This is a genomic window from Paenibacillus sp. WG02, from assembly GCF_055396115.1.
This window is the reverse complement of sequence record NZ_AP036016.1, coordinates 4,284,065-4,307,423: the sequence shown is the minus strand read 5'-3', so window position 1 is coordinate 4,307,423 and position 23,359 is coordinate 4,284,065. Positions and strand designations below refer to the sequence as shown.

The 23,359-nt window shown below is 42.1% G+C and carries 20 protein-coding genes and 1 pseudogene; 18 read left to right on the top strand and 3 right to left on the bottom strand.

The annotated features are described in order from the left end of the window. Nucleotides 1-537 precede the first annotated feature (537 nt). The 10 genes and pseudogenes from ACBP55_RS19330 to ACBP55_RS19285 all read left to right on the top strand — a co-directional run. Nucleotides 538-1,050: a DUF6886 family protein gene (locus ACBP55_RS19330; RefSeq protein WP_464644217.1), complete on the top strand. Its 513-nt coding sequence runs from the start codon at nt 538-540 to the stop codon at nt 1,048-1,050. A gap of 171 nt (nt 1,051-1,221) precedes the next feature. Further along, a complete protein-coding gene (locus tag ACBP55_RS19325; protein WP_464644215.1) occupies nt 1,222-1,536 on the top strand; it encodes a hypothetical protein in 315 nt (104 codons plus the stop codon). Between the two features lie 328 nt (nt 1,537-1,864). After that, complete coding sequence (locus ACBP55_RS19320; protein ID WP_464644213.1) at nt 1,865-2,587, top strand: glycosyltransferase family 2 protein; 723 nt, start codon at nt 1,865-1,867, stop codon at nt 2,585-2,587. A 275-nt stretch (nt 2,588-2,862) separates the two neighbouring features. Further along, nucleotides 2,863-3,381 (top strand): hypothetical protein, encoded by a 519-nt coding sequence (locus ACBP55_RS19315; RefSeq protein WP_464644211.1) that lies wholly within the window; start codon nt 2,863-2,865, stop codon nt 3,379-3,381. A 142-nt stretch (nt 3,382-3,523) separates the two neighbouring features. Further along, complete coding sequence (locus ACBP55_RS19310) at nt 3,524-3,949, top strand: DMT family transporter (RefSeq protein WP_464644210.1); 426 nt, start codon at nt 3,524-3,526, stop codon at nt 3,947-3,949. Nucleotides 3,950-3,969: 20 nt separating this feature from the next. Further along, nucleotides 3,970-4,668, top strand: coding sequence for a Crp/Fnr family transcriptional regulator (locus tag ACBP55_RS19305; protein WP_464644209.1), 699 nt, complete (start codon nt 3,970-3,972; stop codon nt 4,666-4,668). 24 nt (nt 4,669-4,692) lie between these two features. Beyond that, nucleotides 4,693-5,163, top strand: coding sequence for a DMT family transporter (locus ACBP55_RS19300; RefSeq protein ID WP_464644207.1), 471 nt, complete (start codon nt 4,693-4,695; stop codon nt 5,161-5,163). An 18-nt stretch (nt 5,164-5,181) separates the two neighbouring features. Continuing rightward, entirely contained in the window at nt 5,182-5,868 is a 687-nt protein-coding gene (locus tag ACBP55_RS19295; protein ID WP_464644205.1) for a YjjG family noncanonical pyrimidine nucleotidase, read from the top strand. 307 nt (nt 5,869-6,175) lie between these two features. After that, complete coding sequence (locus ACBP55_RS19290; protein ID WP_464644203.1) at nt 6,176-6,658, top strand: ATP-binding protein; 483 nt, start codon at nt 6,176-6,178, stop codon at nt 6,656-6,658. 7 nt (nt 6,659-6,665) lie between these two features. Then, nucleotides 6,666-6,734 (top strand): annotated as a pseudogene (locus tag ACBP55_RS19285) (VOC family protein); the annotation flags it as partial. A gap of 209 nt (nt 6,735-6,943) precedes the next feature. Here ACBP55_RS19285 and ACBP55_RS19280 read toward each other — a convergent pair. From ACBP55_RS19280 to ACBP55_RS19270, 3 genes are all read right to left on the bottom strand, one after another. Further along, on the bottom strand, nt 6,944-7,774 hold the full coding sequence (locus tag ACBP55_RS19280) for a carbohydrate ABC transporter permease (protein WP_464644201.1): 831 nt from the start codon (nt 7,772-7,774) through the stop codon (nt 6,944-6,946). A 2-nt stretch (nt 7,775-7,776) separates the two neighbouring features. Then, a complete protein-coding gene (locus ACBP55_RS19275; RefSeq protein WP_464644199.1) occupies nt 7,777-8,664 on the bottom strand; it encodes a carbohydrate ABC transporter permease in 888 nt (295 codons plus the stop codon). 68 nt (nt 8,665-8,732) lie between these two features. Beyond that, entirely contained in the window at nt 8,733-10,043 is a 1,311-nt protein-coding gene (locus ACBP55_RS19270; protein ID WP_464644197.1) for an ABC transporter substrate-binding protein, read from the bottom strand. A 240-nt stretch (nt 10,044-10,283) separates the two neighbouring features. On the opposite strand from ACBP55_RS19270, the gene ACBP55_RS19265 reads away from it, so the two are divergent. The 8 genes from ACBP55_RS19265 (at nt 10,284) to ACBP55_RS19230 (ending at nt 23,323) form a co-directional block, all read left to right on the top strand. Then, the gene (locus tag ACBP55_RS19265; RefSeq protein WP_464644195.1) at nt 10,284-11,861 is read left to right on the top strand and encodes a response regulator transcription factor; all 1,578 of its coding nucleotides are present in this window, start codon (nt 10,284-10,286) and stop codon (nt 11,859-11,861) included. Then, the gene (locus ACBP55_RS19260; RefSeq protein WP_464644193.1) at nt 11,858-13,573 is read left to right on the top strand and encodes a cache domain-containing sensor histidine kinase; all 1,716 of its coding nucleotides are present in this window, start codon (nt 11,858-11,860) and stop codon (nt 13,571-13,573) included. The genes ACBP55_RS19265 and ACBP55_RS19260 overlap by 4 nt, the downstream gene beginning before the upstream one ends. 217 nt (nt 13,574-13,790) lie before the next feature. Then, complete coding sequence (locus tag ACBP55_RS19255; protein WP_464644191.1) at nt 13,791-19,436, top strand: glycoside hydrolase domain-containing protein; 5,646 nt, start codon at nt 13,791-13,793, stop codon at nt 19,434-19,436. Nucleotides 19,437-19,577: 141 nt separating this feature from the next. Further along, a complete protein-coding gene (locus ACBP55_RS19250) occupies nt 19,578-19,751 on the top strand; it encodes an alpha-L-fucosidase (protein ID WP_464644189.1) in 174 nt (57 codons plus the stop codon). A gap of 95 nt (nt 19,752-19,846) precedes the next feature. Continuing rightward, nucleotides 19,847-20,170 carry an L-rhamnose mutarotase gene (locus ACBP55_RS19245; RefSeq protein WP_464644188.1) on the top strand — a complete coding sequence of 108 codons (324 nt, stop codon included), beginning with the start codon at nt 19,847-19,849 and terminating at the stop codon, nt 20,168-20,170. A gap of 508 nt (nt 20,171-20,678) precedes the next feature. Next, complete coding sequence (locus tag ACBP55_RS19240) at nt 20,679-21,218, top strand: S-layer homology domain-containing protein (RefSeq protein WP_464644186.1); 540 nt, start codon at nt 20,679-20,681, stop codon at nt 21,216-21,218. A 184-nt stretch (nt 21,219-21,402) separates the two neighbouring features. Continuing rightward, nucleotides 21,403-22,377 carry an ABC transporter permease gene (locus tag ACBP55_RS19235; protein WP_464644184.1) on the top strand — a complete coding sequence of 325 codons (975 nt, stop codon included), beginning with the start codon at nt 21,403-21,405 and terminating at the stop codon, nt 22,375-22,377. Nucleotides 22,378-22,408: 31 nt separating this feature from the next. Continuing rightward, on the top strand, nt 22,409-23,323 hold the full coding sequence (locus ACBP55_RS19230) for a carbohydrate ABC transporter permease (protein ID WP_464644182.1): 915 nt from the start codon (nt 22,409-22,411) through the stop codon (nt 23,321-23,323). The last annotated feature ends 36 nt before the right edge of the window (nt 23,324-23,359 follow it).

Genomic DNA, 23,359 nt, shown 5'->3' with positions numbered 1-23,359 from the left:
GGACATTTAATCCAAGAGACCCTGTCGGGTGAACGGTTTATCTTAACGGAATATTGTGAGGGGAATGTACTTATTCCAGGCAGTGTTAATAGTGACCAAATGTATTCTTTAGGACAAGCTACAGGGAAGATGCATTTAAGCCTCAACTCAAAACGTCATACTAATCAGATGCTACATTTGAAAGGTTACAGTGAATACATTCCTTTAACCCGTGAGAAGGTTATTCGTTCAGTTAAGTTAACATATTGGAAAGAAGCGGAATGGGTCGGAGTTCATGCCGAGCAAAGTGGTGATGCTATCCAAAGATTTGTAGAGGAATCAATCAATTTGGGTTTCAGATAATTGGACTTACTTAAATGAAATTTTTTAAATACAAAAATATCTAGCTTGCAATGTCTTAAGCTAACGAGGAACGCTATAGTTCAACTTGGAAAGGGCTGTCACAATGATGGCAGCCTTTTCAGCTTAACGGGCAGGATAATTCAATGCTCGTATGGAAGTATGGAATATAAAGGTAATGAACTAAGGAGGGATTACGTGCTTTTTCATTTTAGTGAGGACGATAGTATCAAAATATTTGTACCTAAAGAGAAACAAAATCGTCCGGATTTTCCTGCGGTAGTTTGGGCTATTGATGAAGAGCATGAGTTTACATACTATTTCCCGAGGGATTGTCCTCGAATTGTGTGTAGGAGAGACGAGGCGACAGCGGACAAACATTTACAACTTTTCTTTAACAATACAATTGCTGATACCATAGTTTCGGTAGAAAGTGTTTGGTATACAAGGATTTCAAAGCAGACCATTTTTAGATATTGCTTTGATGATGAGGGCTTTGAGCTTTTTGACAAGACTGCTGGTTATTATATTTCTCGTCAAGTAGTGAAGCCTAAGTCAGTTGATACGTATGCGAATTTGTTAGTGAGATTAATCCAAAAAGGAATTGAATTAAGATTCACAACGAATTTATATCCTCTTAGAGAAGCAATATTAGCTTCTGACTTTAAAGGATTTGGCATTCATAGGTTTAATAACGCAAAAAGACTGTAATAGCTAACGGAAAACAACCGAGGGACACAGAACGAGAGTTCAATAAATAGTAGAAGGAAGTTGACCTCTGAAATTGAATCGATTTCAGTAATCTGGATAAACTATCCTCGATACCTTGATTTGAAGTGGATCGATTATCTTATTATGAACGATGACATGGAGGCATAAAGCATGTTAAATTTATCTGAGCTCGAGAATCTCCATGCAGATATTGAATCCGTTCACGAAGTCGTACAATGTTTAAAAGCAAGAATAGATGGCATATATATTGGAATTCACATTCTCAAAAATCGGGAGAGCAGTTATTTTTATGAGCTCAGTCATTATTATAGAGGTGCAGACAATGCCGGACCTCTTGTTGCAATGGAAAACCGATATAATTCGATAGAGGAAGCGGCAAAGGGAGCACTCCAAGCTGCAACGATGTGTTACCGAGGCACTGATGAAGGTGGGTCTTGGCTTAGAAACGATTCCTTTCTTCAATAAAGAGATCAACTCGATGATAAGCTTCACGATTGCGAAAGATAGGACTGACTGGATTATCCCATCTGTCAGATGAAAAGAATATTATCCCATTACAAGCCGCTTATATTGCGGCTTTTTTGACGCGAAGTAGGGAAGATACAATAAAGCAGTTGTTATAGCTTGTGAGGAGAACCGTTCACATTAAGTTGAAGTGATAAATTTCCATTATGCGGTTAATTCTTAACTATCAAATCACTCACCGAAACTTGACTTTACTATCGCAAATGTCCAAACAATTTATTAATTAGTTTCATAGAATTATATATATTGATGGAAAGGGGGGAAAAGTATGAGCTTTGCAGGACTTCATACTTATACTGCTACGAAGGGTGTCTCTATTATTGCGTGTACAAATAACTCCAAATTTATAAATAATGTATTTAGTAATTATAAAAATCAGATTGGGATCAATAAAGAACTGATTATTATCGTCAATCGAGATGATGTCAGCCTAATTCCTTACCAAAATAAGGCTAAGCATCTCAAAAATGTATCCATTTACCGTATGCCTGAAAAAATTTCACTAGGAAACTGTTTGAATTTTTCCATTGCCAAAGCTAAATATGAATATATATCCAAGTTTGATGATGATGATTATTATGCACCGAATTATTTAAGGAGAAATATGAGTGTTTTAATGCGAAAAGATGTAGATGTTGTTTGGAAAAGCTCCGTCTATGTTTATCTACATTCAAAAAAAAGTTTGCTTCTTCGTAATCCTAACCGAGGAGATAGACTAGTCGGATTTGTAGCCGGCGGAACGATTATGTTTAAGAAAAAGGTATTCAATCGTGTGAAATTTGCAAATATATCATTAGGTGAAGATGCACGGTTTTTAAAAAAATGTAGAGCTAGAGGATTTAAACTTTATTCTACAGATAAATTCAATTATGTTTATATTCGAAGAAAAAATCCAAAGAGTCATACTATGAAAGTGCAGGATCGTTATTGGCTTAAAAATAGCAAGCTGGTCAAATACACTCTGAACTATAAGGGCCTTGTAAGGAAATAACTAATAAGGGTTGGTGTCTTTTGTTGATCAGAAAACCTTTTGAAGAAGCTAACCCATGAAGAAACTGCTGCGTATGTTCAGAAGCATTGTCATTTTTTATTGAGCTAACGAAAACATGAGCTCAAAAAACTTCACCACGAGGCTGCCGCAAAATCCATCGGCGGCCTCGTTCCGTTAACGGGCAGGATAATTAATGCAGTAAGTATAAAGGGAATCATCGCAAAATATGGTATCGCACCCTTTTGAAATGTATAATATTGGGTGGAGGTGGTTTTGTGCTTGTTGAAATGAGTAGGCAAGATTTTGAGTTGTTGGATGATGATGCGCTTGGTTGGAGGTGTATGGAGCCAACCTTTTTGCGGATTCGAGGGAAAGACATGACAGTGAAATCACAGGCCCTGGCTCAACTCGGTACTGGACAACGAGCTCTGTTTATGTTTAGAGTTTTGTACGATCATGCTCGCAACTCGGTTACAGAGTTTTATTGTTGGATAGCTCATTTGTTGGATCAGTCAAATTATTGGTTAGGGGTCATGAAGGCTCTGAATTTTTTTGGTGACACCTCTATGATTGAGATACTTGAAGAAACAAAAATTATCCTAGAAGCGAAGAGCCAAAAACTAGGACAACCATTGCGTGATTTCAATTTTAAAGATCTTGATGATAACAAGGAGCTTCAAACAATCGTCTCACAATTGTATCAAAAATTCCAAGAAACTGCCCCGGACAGTCTAAAACGAATCAGCAACTATATTCGTTTGAATCCAGAAGAATTCGTAGAAGTTAAGGAATAACATCGAAAATCAACCTCCAATATTCCTTTCTGGTCTTTAATCCATTATACGCAATAGGTAGAAGCCAAGGACATATGTCCTTCCCAATAGGGCCGGTTTTATTTTTTAATGAAAGAAAAGAGCTTTATTGGGGAGTGGGAACATGATTGGGATTTTATTTGCGTTTCTAGGCGGGGCCTTTATTACATTGCAGGGTGTGGCGAATGCCCGGATCAGCCAAGATATTGGCACCTGGCAGGCGGCGACGATCACCCAGTTTACCGGGTTCGCGGCGGCTTTGTTGATCTTGCTGTTTGTCCGCGACGGTAAATGGCAAAAGTTTAAACAAGTAAAGCCGATCTATTTGACGGGCGGCGCCTTCGCGGCTATCGTAATTTCCAGCAACGTCACGTCGATTCAGCGCATCGGGGTTACTTTGACGATCGCTTTCGTGCTGATTGCCCAGTTGGGCTTGACCTTTCTCGTCGATCGGAACGGATGGTTCGGGGTGGCCAAGACGAAGATGGGGCTGCCGCAATACATCGGCATCGCGATAATGATCGCCGGCGTGGCGATCCTGCGGTTCTAAATTAGGAGTGAAGCCGAGTCATGAAAGAGTTAAAAGACCGCGAGCAGCTGCACCAATATTTGCGTATGCATCAACTCGAGTTCGTTTTTCCGGAGTCGCTTCTGCCACATTTGACGGTTTACAGCTTTGATCAAGGGGAACTCATCTGTTCCCAGGGCGATCCGGCATTGCACCTATATGTGCTTGTCAAAGGGAAAATTAAAATCTTTACCACCTCGGCGGAGGGAAGAACGCTTATTCTTTCTTTCAAAACGCCGCTTGAGGTGATCGGGGATATCGAATATATCCGCGGGCGTGACATCATCAATACGGTCGAGGCCGTAACGCCTGTTCATATGATCGGTGTCCACCATCGTTGGTTGAAAAAGTACGGAAGCGACCATGCGCCGCTACTGCAATTTATGCTGGATATCATCACGCAAAAATTTTACGTGAAATCCAACTCGCTCAGCTTCAATCTGCTGCATCCGGTGGAAGTACGATTGGCCGGTTATTTGCTGGCCGTCTCCTTCGACGAATCCGATGCACAATTCAAAGGGCAGATTCGTACAACAAGCTTGAAGGACGTGGCGAACTTAATCGGAACGAGCTACAGGCATTTGAATCGCGTCATTGCGCAGCTCTGTGCGGGGGGGTTGCTGGAGCGCACACAAAGTCTTATTCTTATTAAAAACAAGGAAGGGCTGCGCCGGCTGGCGGGTCATAATATTTATGAATAATCGGCAAAAGGAAGAGGAGAAATCATGGCTATAGGACTTTTATTGGCGCTGCTGGTGGGATCGCTGGTCGGTTTGCAAAATATTTTCAACAGCAAGGTGAATGAACGGGCAGGAACTTGGGCAACGACTACATTGGTATTAGGATTGGGATTTCTGGCTTCCATGACAATCGGGTTCCTTTTCGAAGAGAAGCAGCTGTTTGCGTTGCAGACCATGCAGACTTGGTACTGGTTCAGCGGTTTGATAGGCGTTGGGGTGGTTGTGTGCATGGTACAGGGGATCAAGCGGCTTGGCCCCACGTATGCCGTCTCGATCGTTCTCACCTCACAGCTTGCGTTTGCGCTGTTATGGGATTCGCTCGGTTGGTTAGGGCTGACGCAGGTTCCTTTTACATTCAAGCAGTTGATCGGCGTGCTCGTCATTGTCGGCGGCATTCTTGTGTTTAAACTAGGCGGCGATCGGGAAGCTCGGCAAGCGGCAGCTAAGACGATTTAGAGCATTGGAGCGATCATTTTGAAAACATACCGGACTTTATTATTGGACGTCGACGATACGTTGTTGGACTTTGGCGCGGCCGAAAGGGCTGCGCTTCGTTTGCTGTTCGAGCGGCAAAACATTCCCTTAACCGATGAAATCGAGGCGCATTACAAAAAGGTAAATCTGGGACTCTGGAAGTCCTTTGAGGAAGGGAAATTAAGCCGCAACGAGGTCGTGAACACCCGTTTTTCGAAGCTATTTAAGGAATACGGGCAAGAGGTGGACGGCGTCTTGTTTGAAAAGAACTACCGCGCCTATTTGGAAGAGGGGCATCAGTTCATTGAAGGGGCGCTCGAGTTGATCACGGATCTGCAGCATAAATATGATTTGTATGTCGTGACGAACGGCGTTTCCAAGACGCAATATAAGCGTTTGCTGGCTTCGGGATTGCATCCGATTTTTAAAAACATATTTGTTTCGGAAGAAACCGGCTACCAGAAGCCGATGAAGGAGTTTTTCGATTACGTGTTTGAGCGGATTCTCGATTTTGAAGCGGAACATGCGTTGATCATCGGCGACTCTTTAACCGCGGATATTAAAGGCGGGCAGCTGGCCGGTCTGGATACCTGTTGGTTTAACCCTGCGGGGCAGCCTAACGACACCGGCATCGTTCCGACGTATGAGATACGGAAGCTTAATGAGCTTTATGGGATATTAAAATAAATGCCGATTTGGTTTTGCGGAGGTAAAAGTAGCACAGTACATCCAGCATTTAATGGATCAGTATGGATACTACGTGTTAAATGTCGCCCTTTTGCTTGAGCTTCTCGCTTCTGCCTTTGCAGGGGGAAGTCCTCATGAAATATGCGGGACTCTAGGTTTTCGAGGGGCATTTAAATTGGTTTTTAAGCATACTGACCGCGGATTTTGGGCGCTACGGCCGGTGTGACGATTGCGATGTTTGTGCATTGGAGAATGCAATAGGAATTAACATTCTAGAACATAGGAAAAGTTCACTTGATCAAATCAATTGTTTATTACCGGATCAAATATAGAAATATTTTGTCCTTATCAAGAAAGTAAATTAGTGACTCGGCGGCGCGGCAAAGCAGCTGCGCTAATTGGAAAGAGTAGATCCGTAGAATTTACATTGAAATATTTACCAGCGCAATTGGGAACGTTTTTTCCAATATTGAGAACACAATGTAAAAGTTATCGAGTACCTACAGAGGAAAAATTCTTCGGAGATTTATTAGCCGATTTTAAGTTCGCATTTCCATCTAAACGAAATCCATCCCTTATAAGAAGACAAATTGTTAACCTCATGCTAGAGCAGGGGGAAAGGTCACAAATGCGCCGAATCATGCTGATAATTGATGAGGCCCAGCGACTAACGGAGTATCATTATAACTGGCTTATGGATATTTATAATGATCTTGATTATGAAAAAATCAGCATGACCGTTATTTCAGTAGGGCAATCCGAGCTACTCGCAAGAAGAACATTTTTATAGAGCAAATAGTGAATTTGGAAAGTTTATTTGGATTGAAGATCCTGAAGGTCGACTGGTCGAGCTTTGGGAGAAATAACGAGTTGTAATTGGAGCTAAAATGAAAAACGTTGAACTTTTTCTGAATCACATTGAAGAGGTTTTCCTAAACAACCATAGACAAGAAAAAGACGAATACATGAAACCTTGCTCCATTCGGATCAGGGCTTTAATGTATTCGTTTCAAGCGACAACCTATGAATAGAAGTATTCAGCTTCAAAGGCTTTCTCTTACAAAGCTTTAAGCTCCTATCCCTTTAGCGAGCCGGACGTGATGCCGTTAATGATATATTTTTGCATGAAAATGTAGAACAGAATGAGTGGTGCAACCGCCATGAGCATCATCGGGAAGAAATTCGTCCAGTCGGTCGAGAATTGTCCAATATTGCGGAACACTTCTAAGAGCAATACACCCTTTGAACGGGATTGCAAGAACAACAATGGCGTCATGAAATCATTCCACACACCAAGTGTATTCAAAATCGCTACAGTGGCAATCACCGGCGTAAGCAGAGGGAACACAATCTGCCAGAATGTTCTCCAAACCCCACAGCCGTCTACTCTTGCTGCTTCTTCCAGTTCAAATGGAACGGTAGAGCTGATAAAGCTTTTAATTAAAAAGATAGAGAACGGAATGCTGTAACAAATTTCTATAAGAACAATGCCCGTGTGGGTATTCATAAGCCCAAGCTGGGCTACCTGTTTATAAAGTGCTAAGATCCCCATTTGGTACGGTACCATCATCCCAACCATGAATAAAAGGAACACGATCCGATTGAAGTGATTAGTGCGTCGTACCAAGCTGTAAGCAGCCATCGCAGAAAACATAACAATACCCGCAACGGAGGAAATCGTAATGATAAGATTGTTTCCCAAAACATGAATGTAGTTCATTGCCTTAAAGGCGCGAATGTAATTGACGAACGTGATGTTAACTGGAAGGCCCAGCGGATGAGAGACCGCATCAGCTGGGGTCTTAAAAGTCGTGATGATCAAATAGTAAATAGGGATCATAAAAATCGCCGCTAAGACGAGCATGAGAATTTCCGTCACGGCAATTTCTTTTGTATATCGATTCATGGTTACCGCCGCTCCCACATCTTGATTAGTGAAATGTGAATAAAGGTGATGATGCCAACGAGGATAACGAAGACGATACCGAATGCGGCTCCGTAGCTATAGAAACCTTCACTGAGCCCTTTCTTGAGCATGAGTGATACGATCGTTTCCGTAGAATACCCCGGGCCACCGCCAGTCAAGGCGTAGACAATATCAAAAACCTTCATGCCGTTTATCATCCCCATAACCGTATTGAAAGTGATCGCCGGAAGCAGTAGAGGAAGTGTGATATAGCGGAACATTTGCAACCCACTCGCTCTGTCAATCTTCGCCGCTTCGTAGTAATCTGTTGAGATGCTCTGCAAGTTGGCCAAATAAATAACCATTGTGTAACCAACCCACTGCCATATGGAGGCGATGATGACCGAATAGAGTGCAAGATGAGGATCTCCGAGAAAATTGATGCGTTCAAAGCCAAGGGCGACTACAAGTTGATTAATCAAGCCAAAGTCGGAGGGTGAGTACATAAAATTCCAGAGAAAACCGATAACCAATACGCTGAACACTGCAGGAAGGAAGAACGCAGCCCGCAGCAGATTTTTTGTTTTTAATTTTTTATTGAGAAACACCGCTAATGGAATGGCTAGTACATTCTGTCCAAGCATCGCGAGTACCGCATAGATTAAAGTGTTTCTAATACCTGTCAAATAGAGTGAATCTTTGAATAGAGCTATATAATTGTCTAGACCAACAAATTTGACAACAACCGGATTCACGTCCGACCAGTTTGTAAAGCTGTATAAAGCGGTCTTTAACGTCGGAATTATGAAAAAGGTACAATAAATAAGTAAGGCAGGAAGCAGAAGCAGAACATAATTGATCTCTCGTTTGAAAATGTTTAGTTTGTTCATGTGCAACAACCTTTACCTTATAGGATATACAAGGGGCAAAGCGATTTGCCCCTTGTAATTTATACGGCCTATTTAGATTTCTCCAGCAATTCAGTTGCTTTCTTGTCTACCGCTTCTAGCACTTGATGAGGCGTTTTGGTACCGGCTACTATTTCTTGAATACCTTTCCCTAAATCTGCGAAAGCAGCACCAGCAACGCCCCAATTATTAACAGGGTACATGACATTGCCCGCTTTGAAAGCTTCTTGAGCGCCGTTGTACTCTACTGGCATTTCAAAAGTAACGCCTTTCAAGAAAGATGAACCACCTTTATTATCGGCCCAGTAAGCATTCTGACCTTCTGGAGTGGATAACAGGTCAAGCACTTTGTACGCCGCATCTTTGACTTTGGACTTTGCATTCAAACCAAACGATACCCCTGGCCCGCCAACCATCCAACCCAGACCGCCTTTTGTACCCAGGTTCGGAAACATATCAATCTTCATGTTAGGCGCTTTTTGCTTAAAGGTTTCCATGTACCAAGGTCCTGCCTGAAACATAGCTGCCTTGCCGCTTGTAAATTCGTCAATGGCTTGTTCTTCTTCAAGTCCAAGCATATCTTTGGTAAAGACACCGTGTTTCAAGTATTCGGTCCATGTCGTCAAAGCAGGCTCCAGTGCATCGACCATTTTCGCCGTTCCCTTGCCGAAATTTTCATTCCATTTTTTTCCTTCTGTTGTGCCGATATAATCATTTAATGCCAAACCGAGGAAGGACTGGCCCGCTACGTTAGCATTCTTTAGACCGATCGCTTGAGGTTTGATGCCATTCTTCTTCAGCACGTCCGCGACTTGGAAGTACTCATCAAGCGTTTTTGGTATTTTCAGGTTATATTTGGCGAATAAATCAACGTTATAGTAAACCCCGTTAAACCAACTAGCTTGCGGCAACCCGTACAGTTTATTATCAAATGTTACGGTGGATGTGCCGGTTTCATAATATTTGCTAGCGTAGCGTTCTGTTAAATTTTCGAAATAACCTGCCTTGACGGTATTAGCGTCTATGATTCCACCGATAATGTCAGGACCTTCGCCTGCTGCAAGTTGTGTTTTGATAACATCTGCGTAAGTCTTGTTATCGATGAATTGATACTCCACATTGACATCGGGGAGTTTATCTTTAAATAATTGCAGAAGTGTCTTTACACTGTCTTCTTTGTTCCAATACGATAATCTGACTTTTACTTTCTTTACGGGTTCTGGATTCTTGGTTTCTTTCGTTTGCGTTGTATCTTTTGGTGTTACATTTTCCTTTGTGCTGCTGTTGTTCGTACTGCAGCCTGTAAATAGGATTGATATAGCGAGTATAGCAGTGGTGGAGACTAACCATGTTTTCTTCATACAAAGACCTCCCAAGTGTCGATAGTTTGTTTCATAGTATAGTGTAGTATAAATGTCATTTCTATCGAAATAACAGATTTTTTCGAAACCTAACAGAATTCATCTGGAAATTGGCAAGAGATCATGTGCTTCATGCAAAGTGGTATGAATTGGAATACCTAGTGTGCTATGCTTTGGATTATAGTGGTATCTTCTTGAAGTGAATAAATAGCCATCGTATGAACGGATAGGAGGAGAATTATGTATCATATACTAGTAGTCGATGATCAACAAGCAGAAATCGATGCCATTGAATGGCTTATTCATAAGCATGATCTACCATTTTCTGTTGCTCAAGCCAATGATGGGGAAGTAGCGTTGGCATATATAAGGGGTCATCATGTAGATCTGTTATTTACGGATATTCGCATGCCATTCATGGACGGTTTAGAGTTAATTAAGCAGGCAAAAGTAGTACTTCCGGATCTTAAGGTGCTTATTTACAGTGCTTATGGGGAATTTGAATATGCACAAAAAGCGATTCAACTTGGAACGGTTAATTATATGTTAAAGCCGATCGATGTGAAGGAATTCCTCAAAGTGTTCCATAACATAATCGCTCAACTAGAGGACGAACACCTTCAAAGGGAGAAAGATGAGTTGTTAATCAAAGGCTTTCATAAAGGAGTGGCGTATGAGAAAGAAAAGCTCCTGTTTGATCTCCTTCAAGGCCGCGAGAGTGACGTCCATTACGAGGAACGGGCAGCTTTTGCTGGTCTAAGTCATCTATCAAATAAGCGGTTATATATGATTATGATCGGAATGCTACATCATTTTTTTGACCTGCATCATACAGAAGTATTCGAATTCCTTCAGTCGACTTGTCAACACGAGATGCTTTATTTAAATATGAATGAGTATCAAAGCATTATGCTAGTCGCTGTTGATCCAGCTTCAACGATCAGCGATAACCAGCAAGAGCTTATGGCTTATGGGGATTGGATTAAAGAATGGCTGGAGACTCGCTTCGATCGGCGAAGTTTCATTATTGTTGGTTGTCCGATCGATAAGCTAGAAGGGCTTCATGACGAATTCAACCAAATGGAAGAGTTAATGAATTTTCGGTTTTTTATGGATAGCAGTGTCGTTTGCTCCAAAGATGATCAAAGCCTTCATGTCCATGTAGATGATGAATCGTTAGAGCTTATGCTGAAGGATATTTATACTTCCATTGCACAAAATGATTATCGCACACTTGAGTATCGAATAGAATTTCTCATTGCGAGTATGCGCAGTAGTAAGCGATTTAGTTCTATGTATGCCAAACTCATATTTACAGAAATATTGAAAAAAATAGTAGAGTTTCAAGGCAAAAAATACGTCAATTTACTAAAGGATGGCTTGGAGCGAATCGCACTTTGCAATTCGGTTGCTGAGTTGAGGCAAGTCATATTATCCGTTTTTCAGGAGCATTTGCTGCGAATCGAAAAAACGGCGACAGAGGATCAATGCCGCAAAGTGATTGAAGATGTACAGACGCTTATCCAGATCGAATACGGAAGTGATATTGGGGTCGACTATTTAGCAAAGCGCGTCTTTTTATCGCCAAGTTATTTAAGTTTTCTGTTTAAAAAAAGTACTGGCCAAAGCCTAGTCAAATATATTACAGCCGTTCGAATGGAGCGAGCGAAAGAACTGCTGCGTGATTCAACGATTAAAGTTGTTGATATTGCCAGTACAGTTGGATTCGCGAACACGTCCTATTTTAATTTAATGTTTAAGCAATATAACGGCTTGACTCCTGTTCAATATCGGGAGGGGGGTGGTGGAAGGAGGTGACTGCGTTCAAATTTATCCGTAATCTCCGCCTACGCCAGAAATTATTGCTTTCTTATGTGACAGTCATCTTCCTGCCAACCATTGTACTGGGCTTGTATGCCTACCAAAATTCCAAGTCTTCATTGGAAAGCCAGTTATTACAAAGCGCAGATAACGAGGCGAAGAAAGTCACACAAGAGATCAGTTACCGACTTCAGAGGCAGGATGTATCAATGAAATCGATTGTTTTCCATCCAGCGGTCATTGAGTTGATGAGTAATCCGAATCAGGATTTGTACATCCAATTTAAGGCGCTGAATGATAAAATCGAACCTATTTTTTTCAACTTGATGTATATGGTTGGAGATATGAATGAGATTATGTTGTATTCTGAGAGTCTGCAATCTGAATTAGGAAACTTCGTTACTCCTTCTTCAGCAGTTAAGAATAAGGATTGGTATCTAGAAACAAAAGGTAGTGATACAACCAAGTGGTGGTTCGAAGATGGAGAATTGTTTGCCACACGAGTGATTTACAATATCGAGTTTCGGACCGTGAGCGGTGAACTGTATGTCAGGTTTGATTACAATAAAATTTTCGGTGATTTCATTGGCAAGGTGAATGAAGGGAATGGCATCATCATTACCGATAGAGAGAATCGGCCCATTTTAACAGAGCATGTTGGGCAGATGGAAGATGTTCAACTTCAATCACTTTCAAGGAAGGGTACGTCAAAAACAGTAATAAGTGGCGAATCCTATATAGTTGTAAACAAAGATATACCTCAAACCGATTGGATACTGCATTATTTGGTCCCCGATAATCAGTACAAAACGAGTATTGGCAATATTTTAAGCGCAACGGGCATCATTGTACTGATCTGCATGGTTTTCCTCAGTATCATTATCTACTTGTTCTCAGAAACGATGTTAAAAGGAATCGAGAAATTAAACACCAAAATGAAGATGGTGGAAGATGGGGATCTTACTGTTGTTGTATCAACGAATTCCAAAGATGAAATCGGGCAACTTACCGATCGATTCGGTTCTATGCTTAAACAAATTAATCAACTTATTTCGGAGGTATATCAAACAAAAATCACGCAAAAGGCGGCCGAGCTCAAAGCGCTGCAAGCTCAGATTAATCCCCATTTTCTATACAATTCTTTATCTTTAATTAATTCAAAAGCGCTGCGTATAGATGCCCAAGAAATCAGTGATTTGGTGAATCAACTTTCCAGATATTACAGAACGACTTTGAATAAAGGAAAGCAGATTATTTCGATTGAAGATGAATGGACAAACGTCCAAGCGTACATACTTATTCAATTAGCTATGCACAATACAAGCTTTGACATAGAATTCGATGCAGATGACAAGGTATTTCAATTTGAAATGATCCATTTGATCTTGCAGCCGATTGTTGAGAATGCGATTATGCATGGTATCGATCCGAAGCGCGGGGAGCGAGGTAAACTAATCCTACGGGCAAGTCTTGACGGTGAAGATATTATTTTTGTCGTGGAGGATAATGGCGTCGGTATGGAACCGTATATGATTGAGCGTATGCTTGAATATGAAAGCGCTGGTTATGGCATTAAAAATGTGCAAGAGAGATTGCAACTCTTATTTGGATCCGAATACGGGATCTTTATTCATAGTCAACCTGGGATTGGCACTTCAGTTATCGTACGCATACCGCAGTATCGTCACATAAGAGAAGAAGAGTTATGATCAAATAAGGGCCAATGTTTATAAAAGCATGGCCTTTTTCTGTGTTCGTTTTTTTGTTTCCAATCGGAAACTGTTAGATTTCAAAAAATACTGTTATTTTGCAGAGTTTCAAATAATAATACAATGAAAATATGAACAGACGGCGTCCAGCCACCATTGTAAGCGCTTCGAAAGTTTGTTTCTGACACTAATTAAAGAATGAGAGGATTGTTGATCTATGTTCAAACGAACAACGTGTAAAATGATCTGTTTTATGATTCTAGCAAGCTTCTTTTTTCCGAACATTGCTCCTCGTGTCTATGCTGACAGCAGCCAGCTGGACGTGTGGGTGGTAAATGCATTGAAAGCCGTATATAGGACCAGCACGATCCCAGCGAATCCTGGAAACAGCATTGATATTGTTTCAGCCAAGAACGAATACGAAAGTGAGCAAATTGCTGTAAGAAGCAATAGTGATTTCGAGATTACTGGAATTGAATTCTCTGATCTTACATCTTCTGGAAATACGATCTCGAACAGCAACTTAAGCTATCATTTTGAAGAATACGTGCTTGAGGATACCGTGCAGCCCAATCAATATCGACCGGATTTGGTAGGTACGCAAATCTACCCCTTATCTCAAATCCCCGACCCGCTGTCCAACAATCCATCTATACATGTGGTGGCAAATTCAACTCAGCCCGTCTTAATAACGAATTATGTCCCTGCCGATGCTGTTCCAGGCCTCTATCACGGTATAGTTACAGTGAAATCGACTTTGGGCGATTATCAAGTACCTATTAATGTTGAAGTAGCTAACGCTGAAATCCCTCAAACCTCAAAGGCTAATTTCGTTAATTATCAGTGGTCGATGACTAATGGTTTTATGATTGGAGGTTCTCCACCTGAGATTGCTGATGATCCTTTAACTCAGTCAAGTTATGACGTTGGTCAGAACTATTACGGAGTGGAGACGTATAGCGACAAATGGTTCGAGCTTATGGATAATTTTGCCAAAACCATGAGCGACTATCGCCAGAACATGATTTGGGTTCGTACAGACTTATTATTAAACGCAAAGGGTACCAAAATGGTGTCTTTTAAAGATGGAATACCGGAACATATCGACTGGTCATTGTTTGATCGATATGTTCAAACCTTTATGGATAGAGGAATTACTCATTTTGCGAACATTCACTTGATCCATGCATTAGAACAAATGCCACAAAATGAGAATCCAAACAATGATCTTTGGAAAACGTCCATACCAGATTCACTACCTGTTACAGACGCTTATCTTACTAACTACTTGACGGCATTGCACGATCATTTAGAGGATAAAGGTTGGCTTAAAGATAATGGTTTCACTTGGTATCAGCATACTAAGGACGAACCCAACGGTGCTAGCATTACAAACTATATGACGTATATCGCTAGAAAAGTAAAAGAGATCGTTCCGGATTTCAAGACATTGGACGCTGATGCGGCCGGTACTCTAATGAACGAAACCATCAAACCCTATGTGGATGTGTGGGTCCCGTTAACGCCGGTTTTCCAGGATAAGAAAAATCTGTATCAAGCGGAGCAGGCGGCAGGCAAAGACTTGTGGGTGTATACTTGCGATGCCAATCCGGCTCCGTGGTTGAACAGATTCTGGACGCAGCCCATATTGACTGGCAGGCTGTTATTCTGGAATCTTAGTCAAGACGGTGTACAAGGACACTTACATTGGGGATGGAACGTATGGTATGTCCCTCATTATGGCGATTCCACGATCGTATATCCGGATAAGGAACATCTGACGGTGAAGAGCTCGCTGCGCTACGAGGCCCAAAGGGACGGACTTGAGGAATACGAACTGATGCACCAACTCAAGCAAACCAATCCCGGGCTTGCCAAACGTATAGCGGACAGTGCTGTTAACCCGTCTGATCCGAGAAAATATACCATTGACCCTGAATATATCAGAATGCTTCATAATTATCTGGTTAAAGCGGCTGCCGGAGAACCTGTGGGTGCAATTCCTGTGCCAAGTAGTCCTTACGATGGGCAGGATGTACCTATGACCTACATGACCGATAACGCGACCGGCGAGATCACCTTCAACGGTGAATGGTTTGCAAAAAGCCGGAAATACGCTTATATGGGCGGTGTTCAAGGCACGTTGAAAGCGGAAGATAATTTGACCTATACCTTTACAGGGTCCGGTATCGATCTTATTGCGGAGAAAAATGAAGGCTCCGGTAAAATTGCCGTATCCGTCGACGATTCCGCTCCGGTGATTATAGACCTATATGAGAAAGTTCAACTCGATTCGATATCGGTATATAGCAATCATAATCTGTCAGCAGGCAAGCACACGATCAGGGTAGTGAACCTGGAAAACAAAAACCTATACGTTGACGGCTTTCGAGTAAGCATGTATGAAGGACAGATGATCTATGACGGAACGCTGCAAAGTTTGGAGCTGACTAACGCGCCTTCGGTTCTTTTTAATAAAAACAATATTAATTACCAGGCCATCATTCCCAACGATGTAGACGTGATCACGATTACACCAACGCTTGCGGATGCAAATGGCACCCTGGATGTCAACGGGCAACGTTTCGGCAGCGGTAAGAGGCTTACATTCAACATCCCTACAGGTAAAAGTAAGATCCTTATTCGGTCTACCGCAAGTGATGGGGAAACCACGAGACTCTATACGTTGAACTTTCTCAAAGGCAATGTAAATCAACCGACCACCAATATTGCGAGAAGCTATTCAGATATTACAGCAACAGCTGCCAGGGAAGCCAATAGCGGCTATGGTATTTCGAATATGGTTGACGGTAGTTATGGTACCATGTTTGCCAGTAAGAGCGGCTATACTGCCACCCATCCGTTCCCACATGAGATCAATCTTACTTGGGAACAAAAGCAAACCTTTAATACGATTGTCATGGCCACGCCATCAGGGTTATTACAGGGGATAACAGATATTGATGTTGAGGCTACTTCAGATGGAACGAATTGGTCCACAATTGCGAAGAGGGTACCGATTCAATGGAATAGCAGCAAAGACGACAACATCATGGAATACGCGTATGCGAATATCCCTACAGTTCAAGACGCGATGAAGGTGAGGTTACTTGTCAATGACGCCAACTATACGTATTGGGGCATATATGCTTTATATGAGCTAGAGCTTTATAACCTTCCAGACAACGGAGAGATAAGCCCTGTAGCAGATGGAACGCTGAGGAATTTAACAATCTCTAATGTTCCCTCCTTTACGTTTGACAACAACACGACGACCTTCCAAGTCATGATTCCTAATGATGTAAACACCATCGCGATTACGCCAACGCTTTCGGACGATGCAGGTACCCTGCAGATCAACGGAAAGACTGTCGCCGATAACACAGTACAGACGATTGACATTCCAATCGGTAAAAGCGTGGTTCATATCAGGTCCACCGCAAGCGACGGGACGACTACGAAGCTCTACACGTTGAACTTTCTCAAAGGAAATGTCAATGAGCCAGGCACCAATATTGCCAGAAGCTATTCTGATATTTCAGCATCAGCTGCCAGGGAAGGCAATGCCTACGGTGCTTCGAATATGGTTGACGGCAGCTATTACACCATGTTCGCGAGTTTACGAGGCTACAACACCAGTCATCCGTTTCCGCATGAGATTAATCTTACTTGGGACCAAAAGCAAACCTTTAACACCATCGTCATGGCCACAACATCTGGATTAATCCAGGGTATTTCCAATATCGATATTCAGGCTTCTACGGACGGAGTAAACTTTGAAACCATAGCGAAGGGGGTACCGCTCCAATGGAAAAGCAGCATAGATGACAATGTAATGGAGCACACCTTTGCCAATATTCCTGAAGTACGAGATGCACTGAAACTGAGAATACAGATCAATGATGCGAACTATACGACATGGGGCATGTACGCTGTGTATGAGCTTGAGCTCTACAACCTTCCGGAAAACGGAGAGATTGGCGCTATTCATACACATGTTATCACAACGAACGCGGGGGAAAACGGAACGATCAGCCCGAACGGCGAAGTTATAGTCAATGATGGTACTGATCAAACCTTTACATTCAATCCCAACAATGGATACGAAATCGACAAGGTGAGGTTAGACGGTACCGCCGTAACGGTGACCGCCAACGTTTATACAGTTGCCAACATAACTGCCGACCATATGATCAATGTTACGTTTAAGCAAAAGGTCACAGGTCATACACATACGATCACAGCGGGCGCGGGGGAAAACGGAAAGATCAGCCCGAACGGCGCCGTTGTAGTGAATGATGGTTCTGATCAAACCTTTACATTCAATCCGAACAATGGATACGAAATCGACAAGGTGAGGTTAGACGGTACCGCCGTGACGGTGACCGGAAGCGTTTATACAGTTACCAACATAACTGCGGACCATATGATCAATGTTACGTTTAAGCAAAAGGTCACAGGTCATACACATACGATCACAACGGGCGCAGGGGAAAACGGAACGATCAGCCCGAACGGCGCCGTTGTAGTCAATGATGGTGCTGATCAAACCTTTACATTCAATCCGAACAATGGATACGAAATCGACAAGGTGAGGTTAGACGGTACCGCCGTGACGGTGACTGCCAACGTTTATACAGTTGCCAACATAACTGCGGACCATATGATCAATGTTACGTTTAAGCAAAAGGTCACAGGTGGCGGGGGCAGTTACCCTTCTACTGGTGGTGGCAGTGATACAGCCAATGGAAATACCGATGATTATACACTTGTAGTGAAAACGAAAGACCTTACCACACCAGCTTCCAACGGAGTTGTGACGATCATAGCCAAAGATAAAAAGAAAATTGTACTTCCTGCTAATGCAGCCGAGCTGCTCGGACATAATCAATTAGTAATTCAAACGGGGCCATTCACGTTGGAAGTACCCGCTGAATTGCTTAAACAGTTGGCAGATAAATTGTCCGCAAAAGATAAACAAAACAGTTCGATAGAGTTGATCATGACTCCCTTATCCGAAACCGATGCTAACAACCTTCTAGCGATAGGGCAATCATCCACAAATGCACAAATTAAACTTTCCGGCAATGCAATCAATTTTAGCTTATCGATTGTCGGGAAAGATGGTAAAGTGACAAGCTTGAGAAGCTTCGATAAACCGATGACGATTCGATTCAAAGTGGATCCTTCCTTAAATTCGAAACTGACGGGTATTTACTATTTGGTAGACAATGGTACGTTGGAATATGTGGGAGGCACGTTTATTAACGGAGAAATGGTCGCCAAGATTCATCATTTTAGCAAATATGCGGTGCTCGAATTCAAGAAATCATTTACCGATGTTAAGTCCACTCACTGGGCGGCAGATGCGATCGAACAGTTAGCAGCGAAGCACATTATTGACGGCACTAGTGCTACCATGTTCGAGCCAGAGCGTACCATAACAAGGGCCGAATTTACAGCAATGCTTGTCAAAGCGTTGAACCTGACATCAGTGGGCGAATCGAAATTTACGGATGTATCGAAGGGTGCCTGGTACGAGGAAGCGGTTTCCATAGCGATCAAAGCAGGTATTATTAATGGAACAAGCACAACGACTTTCGATCCCGATGCGAGAATCAAACGTGAAGAAATGGTCACCATGATGATGCGGGCGTATGTTATCTTGAAAGACGTTAAGTTAAACGTAAATACGGCTTCTTCCTTTACTGACGAATCCGCTGTGGCAGCCTGGGCGCTTGATTCAGTAAGAGCGGCGGCGGCACTTCATTTGATTAATGGACGCGATGCAAACAAATTCGTTCCGAGCGGTATCACTTCCCGTGCAGAAGCAGCAGCCTTGCTCAATAGATTTTTTCAGTAAGCGTGTTTAGCGAATCATCGCTATAAGCATCCGTTAAAAGTGGTGGTTACATTACCTAAGGTACACACGACCGAGAGCTTGGCACTCCACGACTTCCACAAAACGTTTTGTGGAAGTCGTGGAGTGAGCTGCTGAAGAACTATGGTCGTACAAACCTTGCTCAATACCCTTCTCGAGGTGGCGACCAAGGGTGGCAACCTGCTCTTATATGTTGGACCCTGTCCGGATGTAACTTGGCCTGAGCCCGCCCTAGAAAAGCTGAAATCCGTTGGGTCTTGGTTGGCCCATTCTGGAGAAAATATTTACTGCACATAGCGGATCTTGACGACTGGAATACAGTGATCGCAATGGCAGCAATTCCAACTATATAAGTTGTCCACTTTTTAAATTTGAGTCAAAGAAGGTTGACAATGAAAAGATACGGATGGAGCATTAAGGTGAAAATGGATAGGTTAGCCGATTACACAGCTTTACACGCGGCAGTATGGCCTGAAGTATTAAATCGGTTAAAAGAATGTAACATCCAAAATTACTCTATATACTACCGAGATGGGTATCTTTTTAGTTACTTAGAGTACACGGGACAAGACTTCGAGAAAGATATGACTAACATGGCTGCTGACCCGAACACGCAAGCGTGGTGGAAACTAACAGATCCGTGTCAGGAACCAGTTGATTCTGCTTCGGAAGGAGAATGGTGGGTAACCATGGAGGAAGTATTTCATATGGATTAGGGTGTTTCTTCAAACTTAACTAACTCAACCTTCGCACCTAAAAAACCGAATAAGTCCACACATAGCCTGGCTGTGAGACGGATTAATATAGTCAGATTGATTCGAACGGAACTCGCGCCCGGCATTTCGGCAGCAGTCGTTTTTCTCTCCACGGATTTGACCTTAAACGCATCTGAGTGAGAGAACACTTCGGATCACTCTAATCTTCATGGGATCATTACCGATCATGATAGTCTATCCGTTTGCCGGAGGCGTGAAAGAGTGAATTCGAGAAAGAGTCAGATGGGGAGGTCTACCCTTGTAAAGAATTAAAGTTGTATTAATTGGAACAAGATTACGTTTCGGAAGCGGGAAGGTAGAGAGGGCAGCTCAGGCCAAGGACTTACGCCAGCTTCAATTCCGTTCAAAGTCACTTGATGGCATTTGCTGCAGAGAAATCGCGAGAAGAACATAGAATGATTGAATTAAAAGAATTTGAGGAAAGTCTTCGACAATCGTACTGTGAAAGATGGAGCCGCACACCTATTCTTGGGCACAAATTAGCGTTAACGCGTTAGCCTCCCGTCATATTGTGAGCGGGGTAGGGGATAACGAGTTTGCTCCTCAAAAGGCGATTACGCGTGCTGAATTCCTGAAGCTCATGATGGAAGCTTATGATTTGGTAAAGCTTGGCTATACGGCTTCCTTCACGGATGCGAAAGCGGGCGAGTGGTACTACGATTCAGTGGCATCTGCACAAACTATGAAGATCGTTTCAGGGTACCAAGACGGAAGCTTTGGCTTGAACCAATGCATTTCGCGTGAGGAAATGGCAGTTATGAGCGTACGTATTTTGAAGGCGGCAGGAATCGAGCTACCTAAAACACGGGCAGCTGTAGTTTTTCATGACGCATCACAAATAGCAGGCTTTGCTGTTTCTGACATTACAACCATGAGTGAAGCGGGATGGATGGAAGGGCAAGATTTAGGTAACTTTGCTCCAAAAGCACAAGCAACTAGAGCCGAAACAGCTGTTCTAATTGCCAGAATGATCGGTTTAAATGATTAAATGGGTCGAAAAGAGGAGTGTCCTGAGCGGGCGCTCCTTCTTTGTTATTGGGCCATTTATTTGCTGGAAGAAAGCGCTATATATTAATGTATGCGCTTTAAAAAGTACAAGAAATCATGGAAAAGTGATATATGCCCTTAACTTTGCCTTTGATAAAATTAAATCAGAAGGAGAGGGAGAGCATATGTCAGAAGCAATCATAACTGTGCAAACGGAAGAAAATACGAAGAAAAAAACAAAGAAAAAATTATTTTCAGATTTTAGAGAACATAAAACGTATTATTTCATGCTTACCCCAATGATCGTATTCTTTATCCTATTTTCATACCTGCCGATGTTTGGTGTCTATTACGCCTTTGTGGACTATGATTTTAGCAAAGGAATCGCAAGTAAGTTTGTCTGGTTCAAAAACTTTGAGTTTTTGTTCCAAGGTGGGTTTGACTCCATCATATGGAAATTAACGAAAAACACAATTCTATACAATATTGCTTTTATTGGATTAAACACTTTTTTTCAAATGTCAGTCGCGATTCTTCTAAGAGAGCTTACTTATAAGAAATTTGTAAAGACTTCCCAGACACTTATGTTTATGCCATATTTCGTTTCCATGGTTATTATTAGTTCAATTGTTTATAACTTATTCAATTATGATTTTGGTGTAATTAACAGCGCTTTCACTGCAATGGGTTTTGAGAAGTTTGACTTTTATGCGACACCGGCAGTGTGGCCATTCATTATCGTTGCTGTCGAGATTTGGAAGGGATTGGGGTATGGCAGCGTCATTTACTTGGCATCCATCATGGGAATTGATGAGAGTATTTACGAGGCAGCTTATGTGGACGGTGCTTCCAAATGGCAGCGAATCATTCACATCACATTACCACTACTTAAACCAACAGTAATTGTACTGCTTCTATTCTCATTAGGAAGTATCATGCGTGGGCAGTTTGATTTGTTCTGGAATATTATTGGTCAAAACGGATTCCTCTTAAATGCAACAGATATTATTGATACTTACGTATACCGCTCACTTACTGTCAACTTTAGTATGGGCTTAGGTTCAGCAGCTGGACTGTTTCAATCTGTATTTGGCTTAATTGTCATCTTAACTGTTAATTATATTGTGAAAAAAGCGGATAAGGAAAATGCACTTTTCTAACTTGCTATTTTTCAGATGAAAGGAGTTTATTATGGCTGAATTATCCATTAAAAAGCAAAGAAATACGATACAACAGGATGCTGGTACCAAAATTTTTAATGTGATCGCGGTTACGATCGTATCGTTCTTTGCCATCGTTTGTCTATTGCCCTTCATCCTTGTACTGTCTGGCTCGTTTAGTGATGAAAGCCAGGTCGCTATTAACGGATATAAACTGTTTCCTCAGGAGTTTTCATTACAAGCCTACAAAGTCGTATTTAGTAATTTAGGGGACACGATAGGAAATGCGTACTTGGTCACCATTTACGTAACACTTGTTGGGACGGTAGTAGGACTACTGCTAACCTCCATGAGCGGTTATGTACTGTCACGGACTGATTTTAAACACAGAGATAAAGCGGCTTTCTTTATCTACTTCACTACATTGTTCAGTGGTGGATTAATTCCTTCTTATTTAGTTAATACTACCTTTCTTCATTTAAATCATTCGTTGTGGGCCGTCATCCTACCTGGCTTATTAGGTCCATTTAATATCTTCTTGTTTCGTAATTATATTAAAGGTATTCCTCACTCCTTAGTTGAGTCTGCAAGGATTGATGGGGCAGGTGACTTCCGTGTTTATTGGCAGATCATCATTCCATTATGCAAGCCCGTATCTGCTACGGTTGGTTTGTTTTTAGCGCTTGGTTATTGGAACAATTGGTTTGGATATAGTCTCTATCTGATTTCTGACAAGGATAAGTGGGGATTGCAGTATTTACTCTACAGGATGCTAGCTAGGATGACCGATGCAGTCAAGGACTCTCAGATTGTTATGGATGCCTTACCTTCGGAAACGATGAAGTTGGCTACCGCTATGTTGGTTACAGGTCCCGTTCTTCTATTCTATCCTTTTGCCCAACGTTATTTTGTATCTGGCCTTACGATTGGCGGCGTCAAAGGTTGACACTGTATCAAATCTGTTGTTGACTGGAGGAAACTT